Raw genomic sequence first — 17,129 nt, forward strand, 5'->3', positions numbered from 1 at the left:
TCGCCCTGACCGGCGAGGGCCATTCCCTGTTGGAGGAGCGAAGATGAAACCCAAACCCGTCCAGTGGCCCGAAGACGACGAAGAAGTCATCCTGCAGCTACCCCGCTGCGCACCCAGCTACACCCCCAGCTACCACCACAACGTACGCGCCGTGCCCCAGCTGGACGAGCACGACCGCGACCGCTTCGGCCCCTACCCCATGGTCACCCTGCGCGGCGCCTGGCTGCGCAGGTTCGGCTTCGAGGTAGGTGTGCACGTACGAATCGAAGCCACTCCCGGCCAGATTCTCCTGCGCCCGCTGTGGAACGACGACCCGCCCGTCCGCGAGAGTGCCAAGAAACCCGTCGTGCGCTATGCAGAAGTGGAAGACCGGTAGTGTTCGATCAGCTTCAGCCAGCAACCACCCTGTTCTGGCATTCCGCCCCGCTGGCGAAATCGCACAGGTTGCGCAGGGTGATGCTGCAGATCTCCTGCAGCGCTTCCACAGTGAAGAACCCCTGGTGCCCGGTGACCAGCACATTCGGGAAAGTCATCAGGCGCTGGAAGAGATCATCATCGATGATCTCGCCAGACAGATCCTGGAAGAACAGCGCGCTTTCCTGCTCGTACACATCAATGGCCAAGTGGCCAAGATGCCGCGACTTCAGCGCGCGCACCACCGCATCGGTGTTGACCAGCGCGCCGCGCGAGGTATTGACCAGCATCGCGCCGGGCTTCATCAACCCCAGCGATTCCTCGTTGATGAGGTGATGGGTCTGTGGGGTAAGCGGGCAATGCAGGGAGACGATATCCGAGCGGGCCAGCAGCGTTTCCAGCGATACGCTTTCGCCGAAGGCATCGAATGCCGGTGACGGATACGGATCGAAGCCCAGCACCGTGCAGCCCATGCCATGCAGGATGCGCGCCGTGGCCAGCCCGATCTTGCCGGTGCCCACGATGCCCGCCGTCTTGCCATGCAGGGTGCGGCCCAGCAGGCCATCCAGCATGAAGTTACCCTCGCGCACCCGGTTATAGGCGCGGTGGGTGTGCCGGTTGAGCGTCATGATCAGCGCCAAGGCGTGTTCGGCCACGGCTTCGGGCGAGTACGCCGGCACCCGGGCGACGAACAGGCCCAGCTTGCCGGCGGTGGCGATATCCACGTTGTTGAAGCCGGCGCAGCGCAGCAGTACCGCGCGTACGCCCAGTGCGTGCAGGGCATTCAGTACCGGCGCGTCAAGGCGGTCGTTGACGAATACGCAGACCGCGTCGAAGCCCTGGGCCAGCCCCACCGTGGAGGCATCCAGCGCCACATCGAAATAGGCGAACTCGAAGCCCTGTTCCGTATGGTCGCGCGCATTGGCTTCCTCAAGGAAGCGACGGTCGTAAGGACGAGCGCTGAAGACGGCGGTTTTCATGGGCGAGCCTCTGCGGGTACGCCCAGACAGTAACCCGATGGCTGGCGTAGCACCAAACCGGCCATTGAAGTGCCCCCCAGCTGCCCCCACTGCTGTATCACCGCCCTTGGGAAGCCCCCGATGCCGAAGATCTCCAGAGCCAAGCTCCTGGCCGCCGCCACCACGGTGCTGGTCCTGCTGCTCACCTGCAATCTTGAGCTGCTGCCACTGGCGCTGCTGGTGGACGCCATCGGGCTGGACGTTCTGGTGTTGCTGCTGGGCGCGCAACTGGTGGCCGTGCTGCCATGGTTGCGGGCTCACGCGGCAGCCTTGCGCATGACCGGCCTCGCCGGGGGAGCGATGGCTGCCGGATCTATGGGTGGTTACCTGCGGCGGCTGGCGTTCTGGAATCGGCTAGCAGCGCCACGCCCCACCGACGATAGCCGGGCACAATTGGACAACGATGTGCCGCACATCGATAGAGCACGACCTCGACTACCGGGCTGATCTCCCGCAGAGCCAAGGGTGAACTTCAAACCGAAGCGTCCGCTGCGCTTCCGCGGCGATTACGCCTTCATCCCCAAATAGCCGATACGGCACCACCCCACGCAAGGCCCGGCCCGGCTCGATCCGCAGCTCGCCGCATCCGCCCGGGCAGTAAGCGCTGCCGATGGACTGCAGGGACCTTGAACCGGAAGGCGTCTGCAGAACCGCGCCATCGAACCCCAATGGCACCCCGGATTCTGCCGGCCACGTTTCCTTCGCAAGACAAAGGGGCGCGTTGGCGGCGGAGTTCAGGACCAGGTCGAATTGCTTGTCGGCCGGATTGTCCGTTACCGAAAGACTGAAGCTGCCCGGCGCTGCGTAACGGGTGGGACCCACGCACGCACCCGTGGCCATGCACAGCACCACGACGGCCACAGTCCTGCCCATCGCTCGCGCCTGACCCCAAACTATGATTCGGATACGTTTCGCCATCCAATCACTCCCGGAAGACGCCCGTGTGGGGCATACCATCCACTTCGCATGAGACCGCGGAGATGCTGATGATCCCGCCGGTCTGCATTTCAAGCTTCATTGAGATGCCATCTTCGCTTCCCGCACTGATCCAGGCAGCCTCATTGACCGAGCGACTTGGACCCCAGTGTTCACGCCTGTCTACCGACAGCTCGCGCAGACCCTTGAACACTATCGATCGAAGCGAAGAAGATCCATCGAGCATACGAAGCTCAGCCTCACCGCTTTCCCAATCGACCCGTACATCCAATAGCGTCCAATCATGCATGTGCAACCTCACCTTTTTCGACAAGGGCACGCATCAGCAACTGTCGCGCCCCCAATTCCATCACTTGCCTGAGCGGCGGCGGGAATTGACGAATAGGACTACGGTAACGACAGCTGCAACGGGCACCGCCAGCATGATGAGCAGGATCAGCCAATGCCAGAGTGAGAAGCTTCCCATGTGGTTGCATCCATTTGAAGTGAGTTCCAACCTTAAATGCTTCTCGACCGGTTGAGAACAGCTAGCTGCGCACTCGGCACAAGCGATCCCGAGGTACTGCGGCAAGAACAATGCGCTTCGTGAGTGCGGATAGCATTGACAAACTGCTTGTAGGTGGCGAAAAGGCCACCCTAGAACAGGATGCGACGCGGTGATTGGATGAGGGTTGTCCGCAGCGGCACAAATGCCGAGTTATCCCCTCAAGGATCAACCGAGCCTGCAACTTGACCGCCGTTACAGTTTCTGCCATAAGGCCGATATCTTTGGCGGAATGCAAGCAGCTCCCGTAGAGCCACTCGTTCAACTTCAGTCATCCCGATCTACTCCCATTCCGAGTTAGGAAGAGTCGATTTATGACCACACCAAAGATCCATCCCCCTAAGCCTCCCAAGCCACCGGATCGGGTGCAGAACATCCAAACCTTTCGACCATTTGGGAAGACCAAATGGGTGCGTGCGCACTGGCGGTGGGATTACACGACCCGGCATTGGGAATGGGTGCTTGGTAATTGGAGCAAGTGATGCGATTGAAAGTCACTTGTAGTCATGACTTCTCAAGATGCTTGGGACCTTAGCTATGAAGGTCTTCTACAAAATTCTGCCACCAACAAGTCCAGGGAAAACGGCGATGAGTAGTAGCAAGAAGTCGGTTAAGAAAAGGGCTGCCGTAAAGAAGTCCGCGACAAAGAAGGTGACCGTCTCGCGCAAGGCAGCCACAAGGAAGGTGAACGAGAAGGAGACAGGTCGTGTAAGCACGCCTGACGGCAGGCGAAGCTATCCTATACATACCGTTATTGATGCACTGCGAGTGGCCCAGGTGATTCGCGACTTCAACGGCGGAAACCCTTGGCAGCCGTCCGAGGTGGCAAAGGCCCTTGGCCTAGGCATGTCTGCCAAGTTCTTTTATCTAACAGCGGCTTCACGTGACTACGGGTTAACAGAGGGAACTCGAGACACCGCGGCAATATCTATCGCCGAATTGGGCACAGAGATCTTGTACGCCTCAAATGCCGACTTGGAACGCGCGAAGAAGATCGAGTCCTTTCGAAGAATCCCGATCTTCGACAAAGTGCTAGAGCATTACAAGGGTGCAAACTTGCCAGAGATGAAGTATCTCGGCAATACGCTTGAACGAGAGTTCAAACTGGCCCCTCGATATCACGAGGAGTTCTCTACAATCTTTCGAGACAACTGCACTGAACTGGGCATAACAGACGGCTCTGTTGACTACGGCACGGTGGATGCCCCAGTTGGAGAAAGGCCGTCGACCGTGGTCTTGGGTGCACCTAAAGGGGCTAGCGACAGAACTCTCAAAGCATTCATAATCATGCCTTTCGTGGAAAGAAACCCTAGTCGCCCCAAAGGATTCTTTACAGAGGTACTGCGCAGCCTTTTAACGCCCGCCGGAATCAGCGCGGGCTTCGTCGTAGAGACCGCAAATCGTCAGGGAAGCGATGTAATTCAATCGACGATCATAAATGAACTGCTTGAGGCCGACTTGGTGATTGCCGACCTAACAGATCACAATCCAAATGTCCTATTCGAACTTGGAATACGGATGGCGGAAGACAAGCCTGTAGTGCTTGTTAAAGCGTCTGATACAGGCCGGATATTCGACATCGACAACATGCTTAGAGTCTACGAGTACAGCCCGAACCTCTGGCGTTCTACCATTGAGTCTGACGCTCCTAAGATTGCCGAGCACGTCAAAGCCGCTTGGGAGGGAAGGGATACGTCTCAGACGTACATGCGCTTACTTAAGAAGGCCAGCTCATAATGGAATTCTCTGCCGCGCATAGGCTGGGTCGAAGCCGGATCGTCGCACGTAGCCGAGGAGTTGGTCTCGATAACAGCAATCTCGCTGCAAGGAAGCGCAGCAATCCATCAGGCCGTGGCGAATCCCCTTCCGATCAGTAGCTGCCGCTAGCTGCCAAAAACAAAAAGCCCCGACCAAGGCCGGGGCTTTTGCTGTATCTGGTGCCGGAAATAGGAATCGAACCTACGACCTACGCATTACGAATGCGCCGCTCTACCAACTGAGCTATTCCGGCTGAGCAGGCAATTCTAAGGGGAGCGGCCGGGCGGGTCAATTGGCGGCCCCGCCGCACCCTTTGTTGACGCTCCCGCCCCTACAGTCGGGCTGTTGCCGCCTGGAAACCGCCCATGAACCCACGTCTCCGCCTGGCCGCCCTGCTGCTGGGGTCGCTGCTCTATTCCGCCTCCGCCGGTGCCCAGGCGCCCGCCCAAGCCCCACAGCCGCCGGACCAGCAGTGGCAGCCCCTGTTCCAGCAAGTCCAGCGGGCCCACCTGTTCAAGGACCAGAAGACGTTCGCCGATGCGGTACCGGCTCTGGATGCCGACGCACTGTTGGCGGAATGGGGCCAGGCCCAGGCGCAGCCCGGCTACGCCCTGCCCGCCTTCGTGGCCACGCACTTCACCGTTCCCACGGAGTCCGCCGCCTACGTGCCGCCCGCCGGGGAAACCCTGCGCGCGCATATCGAGGGGCTATGGCCGGTGCTGACCCGGACCACCGACACCGTGGACCCGCGCGGTTCGCTGCTGCCGCTGCCCAAGGCGTATGTGGTGCCGGGCGGGCGCTTCCGCGAGGTGTACTACTGGGACAGCTACTTCACCCTGCTGGGCCTGGCCTCCAGCGGGCGCTGGCAGCAAGTGCGCGACATGGTGGACAACTTCGCCTGGCAGCTGGACCACTACGGGCATATTCCCAATGGCAACCGCAGCTACTACCTGAGCCGGTCGCAGCCGCCGTTCTTCAGTTTGATGGTGGATCTGCTGGCTACGCATGAAGGGGATGAGGCGTATCGCCGGTATCTGCCGCAGCTGCGCACCGAGCATGCGTTCTGGATGCGTGGGGCGGAAGGGTTGGCACCGGGTGCGGCCAGTGAGCGTGTGGTGCGGATGAATGATGGGAGCCTGCTCAACCGGTACTGGGATGCGCGGGCGGTGCCGCGTACGGAATCCTGGACGGATGATCTGGCGACGGCGGCCACGGTGCCGGATCGCGCGCCGTCGCAGGTGTATCGCGATCTGCGAGCCGGGGCGGAATCGGGGTGGGATTTCAGTTCGCGGTGGCTGGTGCATCCGGCGGAGCTGGGGAGCATCCACACCACGGAGATCGTGCCGGTGGATCTGAACAGCCTGCTGTTCCACCTGGAGACGACGATTGCGCGGGCGGGTCGCGCGGCCGGGGAACGTTCGGCGGCGCGGGATTTCGCGCGGAAGGCGGATCAGCGCAAGCGGGCGATCAACGCGTTGCTGTGGGATGAGCGGCAGGGGTGGTATGCGGATCGGGATCTGGAGCGTGGTACGCCCCGCCCTGCGCTTACGGCTGCGGCGTTGTTTCCGTTGTGGCTGGAGGTGGCGAGCCCGGCACAGGCAAGGCGCACGGCCGAAGCGGTGCAGACGCAGTTGGTGCGTGCGGGCGGGTTGTTGACCACCACCGAGAACACCGGGCAGCAATGGGATGCGCCGAATGGGTGGGCGCCGTTGCAGTGGGTGGCGGTGGATGGGTTGCAGCGGTACAAGCAGGATGCGTTGGCGCGGCAGATTGGCGTGCGGTTCCTGCGGACGGTGCAGACGGTTTACGACCGTGAGGGGAAGTTGGTGGAGAAGTATGTGGTGGATGGCTCGGCCGGGGGTGGCGGTGGTGGTGAGTACCCGTTGCAGGATGGGTTTGGGTGGAGCAATGGGGTGGCGTTGGCGTTGTTGGATCGGTTGTGTGATGAAGGGAAGCGGTGCGAATCGGCGGGGGATGTTGGGGAGTGATCACGCGAAGAGCGCATCTCCGAGCGGGGTCATGCGTTACAGCAGTGATTGGCGAAGTCGGCAGTCGTTTGGGAACCGACCCTACCAGCCGTGCCATGCAGGCAGCCCCAGAGCCGGCCCCGCCACGCGCGTGCGCCGTTATCGGACCGAGCGGGCTATGCAGTATTGCGCTGCGTAGTAGGTGCTTAGTACGTACAGGGTTGCGGCTGGGAGGCCGCCGCCGAAGCGGTCCCAGGCGAGTACGGAGTCGCTGATGACGAACAGGACTGCGCCGGTTGCGGCCCAGCGGGCGCTTGTGGGCGCGGAGGGGATTGCTGCGTTCTTCACCCACGCGCGCGCCAGGGCGAGTGTGGCCATCAGTGCGAGCACTACTACGTAAACCACTACCGGGATGCGCAGGTCGTTGGGGAGCAGCGGCCATAGACCGGCCAGGTTGATGCCGGCGAATACTGCGAGCACTGCGGCCGCGAACCGCAGGCCCCGCCCTGCCCTGAAGCCTGCGCGGAAGGCGACGATGTAGCAGAGGTGTGCGAGCAGGAAGGCGATCAGCCCGGGTACGAAGGCGTCGAATGGCAGCATCAGGGCGATGTCGCCGAGGCAGGAGAACGCCATGCCGAGGAGGATGGCGGTGGAGTATGCGCGGGGGCCGGCAGATTCCGAGGTTGTCGGCCAGGGGCCGGCATTACGGCGGTGTTGCAGGATGATTCCCGCTATCAACAGTGTGGTCAGCGGCTTGGCGATCCAGTGCAGCCAGCGGCCGTCGCCATCCAGCGACGCGCCGATGATGGCGGCTAGCGCCGCCAGCACAATCGGCACGTCGCGGCGCAGGTTCATCGCGCCTTCCACAACTCGGCGAGGCGGTCGGGCTTGCCGGCGATGCGCTGCAGCGAGGGGTACTGCAGGCCGCCGTGGTAATCGAGCTTTACCGTGTCGATGCGGTCGAAGTTGCGTACCAGCAGGGTCAGCGGGGCCTTGTCGGTCTTGGCGGCGGCCACGGCGTCCTTCAGGTCCTCGCCCTTGAACACGCGGCCGTTGAGCGCCAGCACGCTCATGCCCGGGGCCAGGCCGGCGTTGAAGGCGGGGCTGTCCCAGAGCACGTCGGTGATGGCGCCAGCCTCGGTGACGGCCACGCCCAGCGAGTACAGCAGGTTGGTGTTCTTGGCGCGGGTTTCCTGCGCCTTGTAGGCATCGTTCGGGGTGTCGGTGTAGACCAGCTTCCAGCCCGCTGCTTCCAGCCCGCCGGTGAGCGGGCCGTGGCCGTCCAGGCGCTCGCGCAGGAAGCTTGCCCAGTCGTAGGGGGCAATGCCGTTCAAGGTGCTGACCACTTCATCGAACGTATACGGGTTCACGTTCCAGTCGCCGTCGTGCATGCCGAAGAAGGCCTTGGCAAAATCATCGATGCTGCGCTTGTTGCCGGTCAAGGCGCGCAGCTTGCCTTCCACGTCCAGCCACACCATCTGCCCGCCGGAGTAGTAGTCCTCGCTCATCTGGTAATTGCGGAACGCCAGGGCCCGGCGCTGGGCGATGGTGGGGTCGTTGGTGGTGTCCTGCAGGTTGCGCCAGGCCAGGCCGGGGCGGCCACGGTCATAGGTGGCTGCCACGTTCGCGAGCATGTCGCGGGTCTGGTCTGTGCTCCACAGGCCCGAGCGCGCGGCCAGCACATGGCCCCAGAACTGGGTCTGGCCTTCGTACAGCCACAGCAGGCTGTCGCCCATGGGCACGTTGAAGTTGGCGGTGGTCAGGTCGGCGCCACGGCGGTACTTGCCGTTCCAGGAGTGGTTGAATTCGTGCGGCAGCAGATCGCGGCCGAGCCAGGTCTTGTCCCAGTCGGTGAAGTAGCCGGTGTCACCGCTGTTCTCGCTGGAGCGCTGGTGCTCCAGGCCGATGCCGCCGAGCTTGCTGGTGAGCGCGAGCAGGAATTCGTAGCGGTCGAAGTGTCGGGCGCCGTAGAGCTTGTAGATCTGCTGCACCAGTGCGCGGTGCGCCTGCAGCTGTTCGGGCTTGGCCACCAGCGATTTGGCGTCGTCGGCGAACACGTTGAGGCGCACGGGCACCTTGGCGCCGGGGTCGAGGTCGAACTGCTGGTAGTGGCGGCCGGCGAACAGCGGCGAGTCCACCAGGTGGTCGTAGCTGATCGGCTTGAACACCACCGTGTCGCCGTCGCGGCGCTCGGTGTCCAGCGCGGTGGCGTAGGCCCAGCCCGGCGGCAGGGTGACGCTGGCCTGGGCCTGGATGTTGCGGGTGATCACGCCGGCCGGATACAGCGAGTTGGCGTTCCACTGCAGGTTGAGCATTTCCGGGGTCATCACCACGCGGCCCTGCCCTGCGCCCTGCGAGGAGAGGAAGTTGAAGTTGGCGACCACCTCACTGGCGCCCTGCGGCACGTCGACGGTGAAGGCGTACACGTTGTACGGGTCGCGCTTCCAGGCCAGCGGTTTGCCGTTGGCGGTGACCACCAGGCCGGCGAGTTTATCGATGGGGCCGCTGGGCGAATGCGCGCCGGGCAGCCATTGCGGGTACAGCAGCGTGAGCGGGCCTGGTCGGGCCGGGACGGTGGCCTTGACCTTGAAGATGCGGCGGCCGATGTCGCGTGCGTCCACGTCGATGCGCAGGGTGCCCGGGAAGGCGACGTCCTGCGGCGGTGGCGTCTGCGCGTGGGCACCGGTGGCGGTGGCGGCGAGAAGCACGGAGAGGACGGTGGCGCGCAGTTTCATCGAGGGGGATTCCGGCATTCGAATTGATCGATGCTAGACCTGCGTAGCGCACAGCCCCATGGCCAAAGGTCATGCCTTCGCCGCGTGGGGCGTTGTCATCGGCGGTCGATCGGGATGCGACCCTACCGCGCCATCGGACATGTTCCGTGCGTACCGACCAACGGTCGGTACCTACCGGCAGGTGACGACCGTTGGTCGTCACGTCGGTGCGGTAGGTGACGACCGTTGGTCGTCACGTCGGTGCGGTAGTTGACGACCGTTGGTCGTCACTCCGGTCAGGAGATGAGGCGCAGCCTCAGCTCCTTCGGCAGTGCGAACACCATCGATTCGGGCTCGCCTTCAAGTTCGCCGACACTGCCTGCACCCAGTTCCTTCAGCCGCGCGATCACGCCATCCACCAGCACCTGCGGTGCGGAGGCGCCGGCGGTGAGGCCGATGTGCTTCTTGCCCAGCACCCAGGCCGGGTCGATCTCGTCGGCGCCGTCGATCAGGTACGACTCCACGCCATCACGGCGTGCCAGTTCGCTGAGGCGGTTGGAGTTGGAGCTGTTCGGCGAGCCCACCACCAGCACCAGGTCGCAGCGCTTGGCCAGGTCGCGCACGGCATCCTGGCGGTTCTGGGTGGCGTAGCAGATGTCATCGTTCTTCGGCCCCTGCATGGCCGGGAAGCGTGCACGCAGGGCGTCGATGATGCCGCGGGTGTCATCCACCGACAGCGTGGTCTGGGTGGTGTAGGCGAAGTTTTCCGGCTGGTCCAGCACCAGGGTGGCGACGTCTTCGACGTCTTCCACCAGGTAGATCGTGCCGGTACCACGCTCGCGGCTCCACTGGCCCATGGTGCCTTCCACTTCCGGGTGACCGGCGTGGCCGATCAGCACCACGTCGCGGCCGGCACGGCAGTGCCGCGCTACCTCCAGGTGCACCTTGGTCACCAGCGGGCAGGTGGCGTCGAACACCTTCAGCCCACGCCGCTCGGCTTCCTGGCGCACGGCCTGGGAAACGCCGTGGGCACTGAAGATGACGGTATTGCCATCGGGCACTTCGTCCAGCTCTTCGACGAAGATGGCGCCCCGGCGCTTGAGGTCATCGACCACGAACCGGTTGTGCACGACCTCGTGGCGCACGTAGATCGGCGCACCCAGGGTCTCGATCGCGCGTTTGACGATCTCGATCGCACGATCGACACCGGCACAGAAACCACGCGGATTGGCGAGCAACACATCCATCGGTCAGATACTCCGGCCGGCCGGGGCCGGTTGATACAGGGAACTGGAGGGAATTATCCCGCTTTTTTCTCGGTCTTGCCGTCGAACAGGCCAAACACCGCGATACCCACAGCGCCGACCACGATCGCCGCATCGGCGATGTTGAACGAGGGCCAGTAGTGCTCACCCACGTACCACTGGATGAAATCGACCACGTGGCCGTGCACCTGGCGGTCGATGACGTTGCCGATGGCCCCGCCGATCACCAGGGCGTACGGCACCGCGCTGCGCCAGTGGGCGCGCGGGGTACGCGACAGCCAGAAGGCCATCAGGCCACTGATACCCACCGCCAGCGCGGTGAAGAACCACAGCTGCCAGCCGCCGGCGTCGCTCAGGAAACTGAACGCTGCGCCGGTGTTATAGGTGCGGTACCAGTTCCAGAAACCGTCGATGACCGTGACCGGCTGGTACTCGGGAAGGCTGGACAGCACCCAGGCCTTGCTCCACTGGTCAAGGCCGATGATGGCGGCCGACAGCAGCAGCCAGACCAGCGCGCTGGGACGCGGACGTGCGGCGCGCATCAGAACCACTTCCTGTCTTCGCCGGCACCGTCGACGTTGCTTGCGCAACGACCGCACAGTTCCGGGTGGGCGGCCACGCTGCCGATGTCGGCACGGTAGTGCCAGCAACGCACGCACTTCTGCTTGGTGGTCGGCTGGGCGCTGACGAACACTTCGTCGGTGGTCGCCGGGCGCACGCTGACATCGCCACTGATGAACAGGAAGCGCAGTTCCTCGGCCAGCGGCTGCCAGCGCGCAGCGGTTTCCTCGCTGGCGGCGACGGTGATCTCTGCTTCCAGCGCGGCACCGATCGCACCGTTGGCGCGCATCGGCTCGAGCACCTTGGCCACCTGCTCGCGCAGGGCCAGCAGCTGGTCGAAATCGGCGGCGTTGATCGCGGCATCGGCCGGCAGCGGCAGCAGGCCTTCGTACCACGTGGCAAACAGCACGTTTTCCTTGCGCTCGCCCGGCAGGTAGCCCCACAGCTCATCGGCGGTGAACGTCAGGATCGGAGCGATCCAGCGGGTGAACGCTTCGGCGATGTGGTACATCGCGCTCTGCGCCGAACGGCGGCCGCGCGAGTCGGTCGGCATGGTGTACAGCCGGTCCTTGGTGACGTCCAGGTACAGCGAACCGAGGTCCACGCTGCAGAAGTTCAGCAGCAGCTGCACGATTTCGGCCATGTTGTAGCCGGTGTACGCCGTCTTGATCTTCTCCTGCACTTCCCAGGCGCGATGCACGATCCAGCGGTCCAGGGCGACCATGTCGGCCGGGGCCACCAGGTGCCGGGCCGGGTCGAAGCCGTCCAGGTTGCCGAGCAGGAAGCGCGCGGTGTTGCGCAGGCGACGGTAGGCGTCCGCGTTGCGCTTGAGGATTTCCTGCGACAGCGACATTTCGTTGCTGTAATCGGCCGAGGCGATCCACAGGCGCAGGATGTCCGCGCCCAGGGTCTTCATGATGTCCTGCGGCTCGATGCCGTTGCCCAGCGACTTGGACATCTTGCGGCCCTTCTCATCCACGGTGAAGCCGTGGGTGAGGCACTGCTTGTAGGGCGCATGCCTGTCGATGGCCACGCCGGTGAGCAGCGAAGACTGGAACCAGCCGCGGTGCTGGTCGGAACCTTCCAGGTACAGGTCGGCCGGCTTGCCGAAACCACGCTCCAGCAGCACGCCTTCATGGGTAACGCCCGAGTCGAACCAGACATCGAGGATGTCGGTGACCTTCTCGTACTGCGCCGCTTCATCGCCCAGCAGTTCGGCCGCGTCCAGCGCGTACCAGACGTCGATGCCGCCGGCCTGCACGCGGTCGGCCACCTGCTGCATCAGCTCGACGGTGCGCGGGTGCGGTTCGCCGGTTTCGCGGTGGGTGAACAGTGCGATCGGCACGCCCCAGGTGCGCTGCCGGCTGATGCACCAGTCCGGGCGGCCATCGACCATGCTGCCGATGCGCGCCTTGCCCCAGCCCGGGAACCAGCCGACGTTGTCGATGGCGGCCATCGCATCGCTGCGCAGGTTGGCCTTGTCCATCGAGATGAACCACTGCGGGGTGGCGCGGAATACCACCGGGGTCTTGTGGCGCCAGCAATGCGGGTAGCTGTGCACGATTTCCACGAATGCCAGCAGCGCACCGGAATCGCGCAGCACGTCCACGATCAGCGGCTGCGCCTTCCACAGGTGCACGCCCGCCAGCACCACCTCGCCGGCCGGCGGGGTGGACGGCAGGTACACGCCACGGCCGTCGACCGGGTTGATCTGGGCGGCGGTGTAGTTGTCCATCAGCCCGTACTGCTGGCTGACCACGAAATCCTCCTGGCCGTGGCCGGGAGCGGTGTGCACCGCACCGGTACCGTCTTCATCGGACACATGCGCGCCGTTGAGCAGCGGGATGTCGCGCTGCGGGTAGAACGGATGGGCCAGCAGCAGGTTTTCCAGCGCGGCACCGGCGGCATGGCCGTGGGCGACTACGTCTTCCACGCCATAGCGGCGCAGGGCGCGCTCGGCCAGGCTGGCGGCGATCACCAGCCAGCGGCGCTTGCCGGCGTGGGCCGGGCCTTCGACCAGGGCGTACTGGATGTCCGCGCCCAGCGAGATCGCCAGCGAGGCCGGCAGCGTCCACGGGGTGGTGGTCCAGATCGGCACGGCGACCTCGACATCGGCCGGCAGGCTCACGCCGAAACGCGCGGCCAGCTGCGCCGGGTCGCGCGCCACGTAGGCCACGTCGATGGCCGGCGAGGTCTTGTCCTGGTATTCGATTTCCGCTTCGGCCAGCGCCGAGCCGCAGTCGAAGCACCAGTGCACCGGCTTGGCGCCGCGCACGATGTGGCCATTGGCGAAGATCTTGGACAGCGCGCGGATTTCATTGGCTTCGAAATCGAAGCTCAGGGTCTTGTACGGGTTGTCCCAATCGCCGATCACGCCCAGGCGCTTGAAGTCGCGGCGCTGCAGGTCGATCTGCTCTTCGGCGTACTCGCGGCACTTCTGGCGGAACGCGACGGCATCGAGCTTGACGCCGACCTTGCCCCACTTCTTTTCGACCGCGATTTCGATCGGCAGGCCGTGGCAGTCCCAACCGGGCACGTAGGGCGCATCGAAGCCGGCCAGGTAGCGCGACTTGACGATGATGTCCTTGAGGATCTTGTTGACCGCATGGCCCAGGTGGATCTGGCCATTGGCGTAGGGCGGGCCGTCGTGCAGCACGAACAGCGGGCGACCCTGCGCGTTTTTGCGCAGGCGGGCGTACAGTCCCTCGTCTTCCCAGCGCGACAGAATGCCCGGCTCGCGCTTGGGCAGGTCGCCGCGCATTGGGAATTCGGTTGCCGGCAGATGAAGGGTGGCTTTGTAGTCCTGGCTCACGCAGTGGCTCGCAATCTGTGTTCGGAAAGGATGTGACGGGCCTGATCGGCGTCACGGTGCATCTGGTCGGTCAATGCCGCCAGATCATGGAACTTCTCTTCGTCGCGCAGCTTGGCGACGAATTCAACCTGGATATGCCGACCGTACAGGTCGCCCTGGAAATCGAACAGGTGCGCTTCCAGCAGCGGCTCCACCCCGTCCACGGTCGGCCGGGTGCCGAAGCTGGACACCGATGGCCACGGCTGATCGAACACGCCGTGCACCCAGGTGGCATAGATGCCCGCCAGCGCCGGCGTTTTCGGGAAGCGCAGGTTGGCGGTGGGGAAGCCAAGGGTGCGCCCGAGCTGGCGCCCGCGCACTACCCTGCCCCCGATGGAATACGGGCGGCCCAGCAGGTCGGCGGCATGGGCGAAATCGCCTTCGCGCAGCCGCTGGCGGATGCGGGTGGCGGAAATGCGCTCGCCGTGGAAATCCACCGCTTCGATATCGCCGGCGGTGAAGCCACGTTCGGCCCCCATGGCCTGCAGCAGGGCCAGGTCGCCGCGACGGCGGTTGCCGAAGCAGAACTCCGGCCCGATCCACACTTCGCGCGCGCCCAGCCGATGGACCAGCAGCTGTTCGACGAAGGCTTCGGCCGGCATGGCGGCCATGGCCGCGTCAAAACGAAGCAGGCCGATGGCGTCCACGCCGAAATCGCGCAGGAGCATGACCTTGTCGCGCGCCAGGGTCAGCCGCGGCGGCGGCTCGCCCTGGGCGAAGTATTCGCGCGGCAGCGGTTCGAACGCGACCGCCACGGCGGGCACGCCCAGCGCGCGGGCACGCGCGGCCGCATGCCGCACCAGCGCACGATGGCCAAGGTGCAGGCCGTCGAATGCGCCGATGCAGACCACGCTTCCGTGCGGGAACAATGGCCCGCCTTCGATGCTTCTGAACAACCTGGTCATCTACTGGGAATCCGGCCCGTCAGGACCGATGCATTGCAAGGGATAGCCATGAAGTATAGCCGGGGTGCCCACGGATCAATGCTCGCGCAGGTGACGCGGACGGAAGCCCATGGCGACCAGGGCCAGGAGGTAGGTCAGGCCGCCGCTGCCGACCAGCAGGGCGAGGTTGCCGATCCGGTGCCATTTGTCCATGTCGGTGAAGTCGGTCATCAGCTGCAGCAGGCCCAGCAGCACCGCCACCATGGCCGCGCAGGCCAGGCCCAGGCGGGTCACGTAGCCGCCCCAGCCGGCCTTGGGCTGGTACACGTCGGTCTTGCCCAGCCAGTACCAGAGCAGGCCAAGATTCAGGTAACTGGACAGCGCGCTGGCAATGCCCAGCGCCAGGTGCAGGCCCGGCTGTTTGCCCAGCGCCACCCACACGCCCTGCGCCTTCAGCGCCTCGGGCACCATCACGTGGTACAGCACGGCCAGCAGCAGGAAGTTGAAGACCATGTTGGCCACCAGCGCGACCAGGCCGGCGCGGACCGGGGTGCGGGTGTCCTGGCGGGCGTAGAACGCCGGCAGCACCACCTTGAGCAGGGCGAAAGCCGGGAGCGCAAAGCTCAGGCCGTACACCGACAGCGCGGTCATGCGGGTGTCGAAGGCGGTGAACTGGCCGTGCTGGAAGATCGTGGCGATCAGCGGCTCGGCCAGCAGCATCAGGCCCAGCATGGCCGGTACGGCGATCAGCAGCGTGGTGCGCAGGCCCCAGTCCAGTGCACTGGAGAAGCCGGCCTTGTCAGTGCTTACGTGGTGGCGGGCCAGCGCCGGCAGGATCACCGTGCCCAGCGCCACCCCGAACACGCCCAGCGGCAGCTCCAGGAAGCGGTCGGCCAGCGACAGCCAGGACTGCGAACCGTCGGTCAGCTTGGCCGCGATCACGGTATCCAGCAGCAGGTTGATCTGGGCCACCGAGGAGCCGAACAGGGTGGGCACCATCAGGGTCAGCACCTTGCGCACCCCGGGATGGGTCCAGCCCCAGCGCGGCAGGGTCAGCAGGTTGATGCCCTTCAGCGAGGGCAGCTGGAACAGCAGCTGCAGCACGCCGGCGGCCAGCACCGCCCAGCCCAGCGCCAGGATCTGCTTTTCCGGGGTGCCGCCCAGCCGCGGCGCCAACCACAGCGCACCGGCGATCATGCACAGGTTGAGGATCACCGGCGTCAGCGCGGGCATGGCGAAGCGCTGGAAGCTGTTGAGCGCGCCGCCGGCCAGGGCGGTGAGCGAAACGAACAGCAGGAACGGGAAGGTCAGCCGGAACAGGTCCACCAGCAGGCCGTGCTTGGCCGGGTCGGTATCGACCCCGCTGGAAAACAGGGTGGCCAGCTGCGGGGCGAAGATCAGCGCCAGCGCGGTGACCAGCAACAACACCGCGCCCAGGGTGCCGGCCACGCGCGACATCAGCTCGCGCAGCTCCTCATGGGAACGGGTTTCCTTCACCTCCGTGAACACCGGCACGAAAGCGGTGGCGAACGAGCCCTCGGCGAACAGGCGACGCAGGAAGTTGGGCACCCGGAAGGCCACCCAGAAGGCATCGGTCACCGCATTGGTGCCGAACGTGGTGGTGACGGCCAGGTCGCGGACCAGCCCCAGCACCCTCGAAATCATGGTCATGCTGCTGAAAGACAGCAGCCCGCGCAACATCCTTGGTGAACTCACCCGTGTTTCCTCTTGACAATTGACTTGACGTACATTTTTCGAGCCATCATACTTTCCAGCTTGCTGTTCCCATTACACCGATTTTTCAGGAAACCACCACTGTGGCCAATATCAAGTCCGCCAAGAAGCGCGCCAAGCAGACCGTCGTGCGCAACGCGCGCAATACGGCTCAGCGTTCGATGCTGCGCACCGCTGTCAAGAAGGTGATCAAGGCGCTGGACGCCAACGATGCCGCCGGCGCCGAGGCAGCCTTTGCCGTCGCCCAGCCGATCCTCGACCGTTTCAGCTCGCGTGGTCTGATCCACAAGAACAAGGCCGCTCGCCACAAGAGCCGCCTGACCGCCCGCATCAAGGCCCTCAAGGCCGCCTGATCCGGCGCAACGCCGCGCCTGGCGCGGCGTGCGGTACAAGAACCCGGCCCTGGCCGGGTTTTTTGCGTCCCGCCATCCATGGCGGGCGCCCCCACAGAAAAACCCGGCCGAAGCCGGGTTTCCCGAGGA

The 17,129-nt window shown here is 64.6% G+C and carries 14 protein-coding genes and 1 tRNA gene; 5 read left to right on the plus strand and 10 right to left on the minus strand.

Translation table 11 applies throughout. The annotated features are described in order from the left end of the window. The first annotated feature begins 43 nt into the window (after window positions 1-43). A complete protein-coding gene (locus tag ACTJI4_RS11600; RefSeq protein WP_392915776.1) occupies window positions 44-376 on the plus strand; it encodes a SymE family type I addiction module toxin in 333 nt (110 codons plus the stop codon). A 13-nt stretch (window positions 377-389) separates the two neighbouring features. Here ACTJI4_RS11600 and ACTJI4_RS11605 read toward each other — a convergent pair whose 3' ends face one another. Next, window positions 390-1,394: a 2-hydroxyacid dehydrogenase gene (locus ACTJI4_RS11605; RefSeq protein WP_440869436.1), complete on the minus strand. Its 1,005-nt coding sequence runs from the start codon at window positions 1,392-1,394 to the stop codon at window positions 390-392. 120 nt (window positions 1,395-1,514) lie between these two features. Between ACTJI4_RS11605 and ACTJI4_RS11610 the strand changes: the two genes are divergently transcribed. Next, window positions 1,515-1,880 carry a hypothetical protein gene (locus tag ACTJI4_RS11610; protein WP_440869437.1) on the plus strand — a complete coding sequence of 122 codons (366 nt, stop codon included), beginning with the start codon at window positions 1,515-1,517 and terminating at the stop codon, window positions 1,878-1,880. 475 nt (window positions 1,881-2,355) lie between these two features. On the opposite strand, the gene ACTJI4_RS11615 is transcribed toward ACTJI4_RS11610, so the two are convergent. Then, a complete protein-coding gene (locus ACTJI4_RS11615; RefSeq protein WP_440869438.1) occupies window positions 2,356-2,658 on the minus strand; it encodes a hypothetical protein in 303 nt (100 codons plus the stop codon). Between the two features lie 792 nt (window positions 2,659-3,450). Here ACTJI4_RS11615 and ACTJI4_RS11620 point away from each other — a divergent pair. Beyond that, entirely contained in the window at window positions 3,451-4,650 is a 1,200-nt protein-coding gene (locus tag ACTJI4_RS11620; protein ID WP_440869439.1) for a hypothetical protein, read from the plus strand. Window positions 4,651-4,848: 198 nt separating this feature from the next. Here ACTJI4_RS11620 and ACTJI4_RS11625 read toward each other — a convergent pair. Continuing rightward, window positions 4,849-4,924: transfer RNA gene (locus tag ACTJI4_RS11625), tRNA-Thr, on the minus strand. A 112-nt stretch (window positions 4,925-5,036) separates the two neighbouring features. On the opposite strand from ACTJI4_RS11625, the gene treA reads away from it, so the two are divergent. Then, complete coding sequence (gene treA / locus ACTJI4_RS11630) at window positions 5,037-6,659, plus strand: alpha,alpha-trehalase TreA (protein WP_440869440.1); 1,623 nt, start codon at window positions 5,037-5,039, stop codon at window positions 6,657-6,659. Window positions 6,660-6,797: 138 nt separating this feature from the next. Here treA and ACTJI4_RS11635 read toward each other — a convergent pair whose 3' ends face one another. From ACTJI4_RS11635 to murJ, 7 genes are all read right to left on the minus strand, one after another. Further along, window positions 6,798-7,493, minus strand: a complete 696-nt coding sequence (locus tag ACTJI4_RS11635; RefSeq protein WP_392915765.1) for a lysoplasmalogenase — start codon at window positions 7,491-7,493, stop codon at window positions 6,798-6,800. Further along, entirely contained in the window at window positions 7,490-9,373 is a 1,884-nt protein-coding gene (locus ACTJI4_RS11640) for a M61 family metallopeptidase (RefSeq protein ID WP_440869441.1), read from the minus strand. Before ACTJI4_RS11640 ends, ACTJI4_RS11635 begins: the two co-directional genes overlap by 4 nt. A gap of 275 nt (window positions 9,374-9,648) precedes the next feature. Next, window positions 9,649-10,599: a 4-hydroxy-3-methylbut-2-enyl diphosphate reductase gene (ispH, locus tag ACTJI4_RS11645; RefSeq protein WP_392915759.1), complete on the minus strand. Its 951-nt coding sequence runs from the start codon at window positions 10,597-10,599 to the stop codon at window positions 9,649-9,651. Window positions 10,600-10,652: 53 nt separating this feature from the next. Continuing rightward, complete coding sequence (gene lspA, locus ACTJI4_RS11650; protein ID WP_440869442.1) at window positions 10,653-11,159, minus strand: signal peptidase II; 507 nt, start codon at window positions 11,157-11,159, stop codon at window positions 10,653-10,655. Further along, complete coding sequence (ileS, locus tag ACTJI4_RS11655; protein ID WP_440869443.1) at window positions 11,159-13,990, minus strand: isoleucine--tRNA ligase; 2,832 nt, start codon at window positions 13,988-13,990, stop codon at window positions 11,159-11,161. The genes lspA and ileS overlap by 1 nt, the downstream gene beginning before the upstream one ends. Then, the gene (locus ACTJI4_RS11660) at window positions 13,987-14,934 is read right to left on the minus strand and encodes a bifunctional riboflavin kinase/FAD synthetase (RefSeq protein WP_440869444.1); all 948 of its coding nucleotides are present in this window, start codon (window positions 14,932-14,934) and stop codon (window positions 13,987-13,989) included. Before ACTJI4_RS11660 ends, ileS begins: the two co-directional genes overlap by 4 nt. A 75-nt stretch (window positions 14,935-15,009) precedes the next feature. Continuing rightward, on the minus strand, window positions 15,010-16,614 hold the full coding sequence (gene murJ / locus ACTJI4_RS11665) for a murein biosynthesis integral membrane protein MurJ (RefSeq protein WP_392917535.1): 1,605 nt from the start codon (window positions 16,612-16,614) through the stop codon (window positions 15,010-15,012). Window positions 16,615-16,730: 116 nt separating this feature from the next. Here murJ and rpsT point away from each other — a divergent pair, with 116 nt between their 5' ends. Continuing rightward, on the plus strand, window positions 16,731-17,000 hold the full coding sequence (rpsT, locus tag ACTJI4_RS11670; RefSeq protein ID WP_017354922.1) for a 30S ribosomal protein S20: 270 nt from the start codon (window positions 16,731-16,733) through the stop codon (window positions 16,998-17,000). Window positions 17,001-17,129 lie beyond the last annotated feature (129 nt).

This window comes from Stenotrophomonas sp. 22385, from assembly GCF_052045085.1.
GTDB lineage: Bacteria > Pseudomonadota > Gammaproteobacteria > Xanthomonadales > Xanthomonadaceae > Stenotrophomonas.

Bases quoted from the DNA above. Each gene is read 5' to 3' on its own strand.
- ACTJI4_RS11600 (WP_392915776.1), top strand. From the start codon at position 44: ATGAAACCCAAACCCGTCCAGTGGCCCGAAGACGACGAAGAAGTCATC.
- ACTJI4_RS11605 (WP_440869436.1), bottom strand. From the start codon at position 1,394: ATGAAAACCGCCGTCTTCAGCGCTCGTCCTTACGACCGTCGCTTCCTT.
- ACTJI4_RS11610 (WP_440869437.1), top strand. From the start codon at position 1,515: ATGCCGAAGATCTCCAGAGCCAAGCTCCTGGCCGCCGCCACCACGGTG.
- ACTJI4_RS11615 (WP_440869438.1), bottom strand. From the start codon at position 2,658: ATGCATGATTGGACGCTATTGGATGTACGGGTCGATTGGGAAAGCGGT.
- ACTJI4_RS11620 (WP_440869439.1), top strand. From the start codon at position 3,451: ATGAAGGTCTTCTACAAAATTCTGCCACCAACAAGTCCAGGGAAAACG.
- treA (WP_440869440.1), top strand. From the start codon at position 5,037: ATGAACCCACGTCTCCGCCTGGCCGCCCTGCTGCTGGGGTCGCTGCTC.
- ACTJI4_RS11635 (WP_392915765.1), bottom strand. From the start codon at position 7,493: ATGAACCTGCGCCGCGACGTGCCGATTGTGCTGGCGGCGCTAGCCGCC.
- ACTJI4_RS11640 (WP_440869441.1), bottom strand. From the start codon at position 9,373: ATGAAACTGCGCGCCACCGTCCTCTCCGTGCTTCTCGCCGCCACCGCC.
- ispH (WP_392915759.1), bottom strand. From the start codon at position 10,599: ATGGATGTGTTGCTCGCCAATCCGCGTGGTTTCTGTGCCGGTGTCGAT.
- lspA (WP_440869442.1), bottom strand. From the start codon at position 11,159: ATGCGCGCCGCACGTCCGCGTCCCAGCGCGCTGGTCTGGCTGCTGCTG.
- ACTJI4_RS11660 (WP_440869444.1), bottom strand. From the start codon at position 14,934: ATGACCAGGTTGTTCAGAAGCATCGAAGGCGGGCCATTGTTCCCGCAC.
- murJ (WP_392917535.1), bottom strand. From the start codon at position 16,614: ATGTTGCGCGGGCTGCTGTCTTTCAGCAGCATGACCATGATTTCGAGG.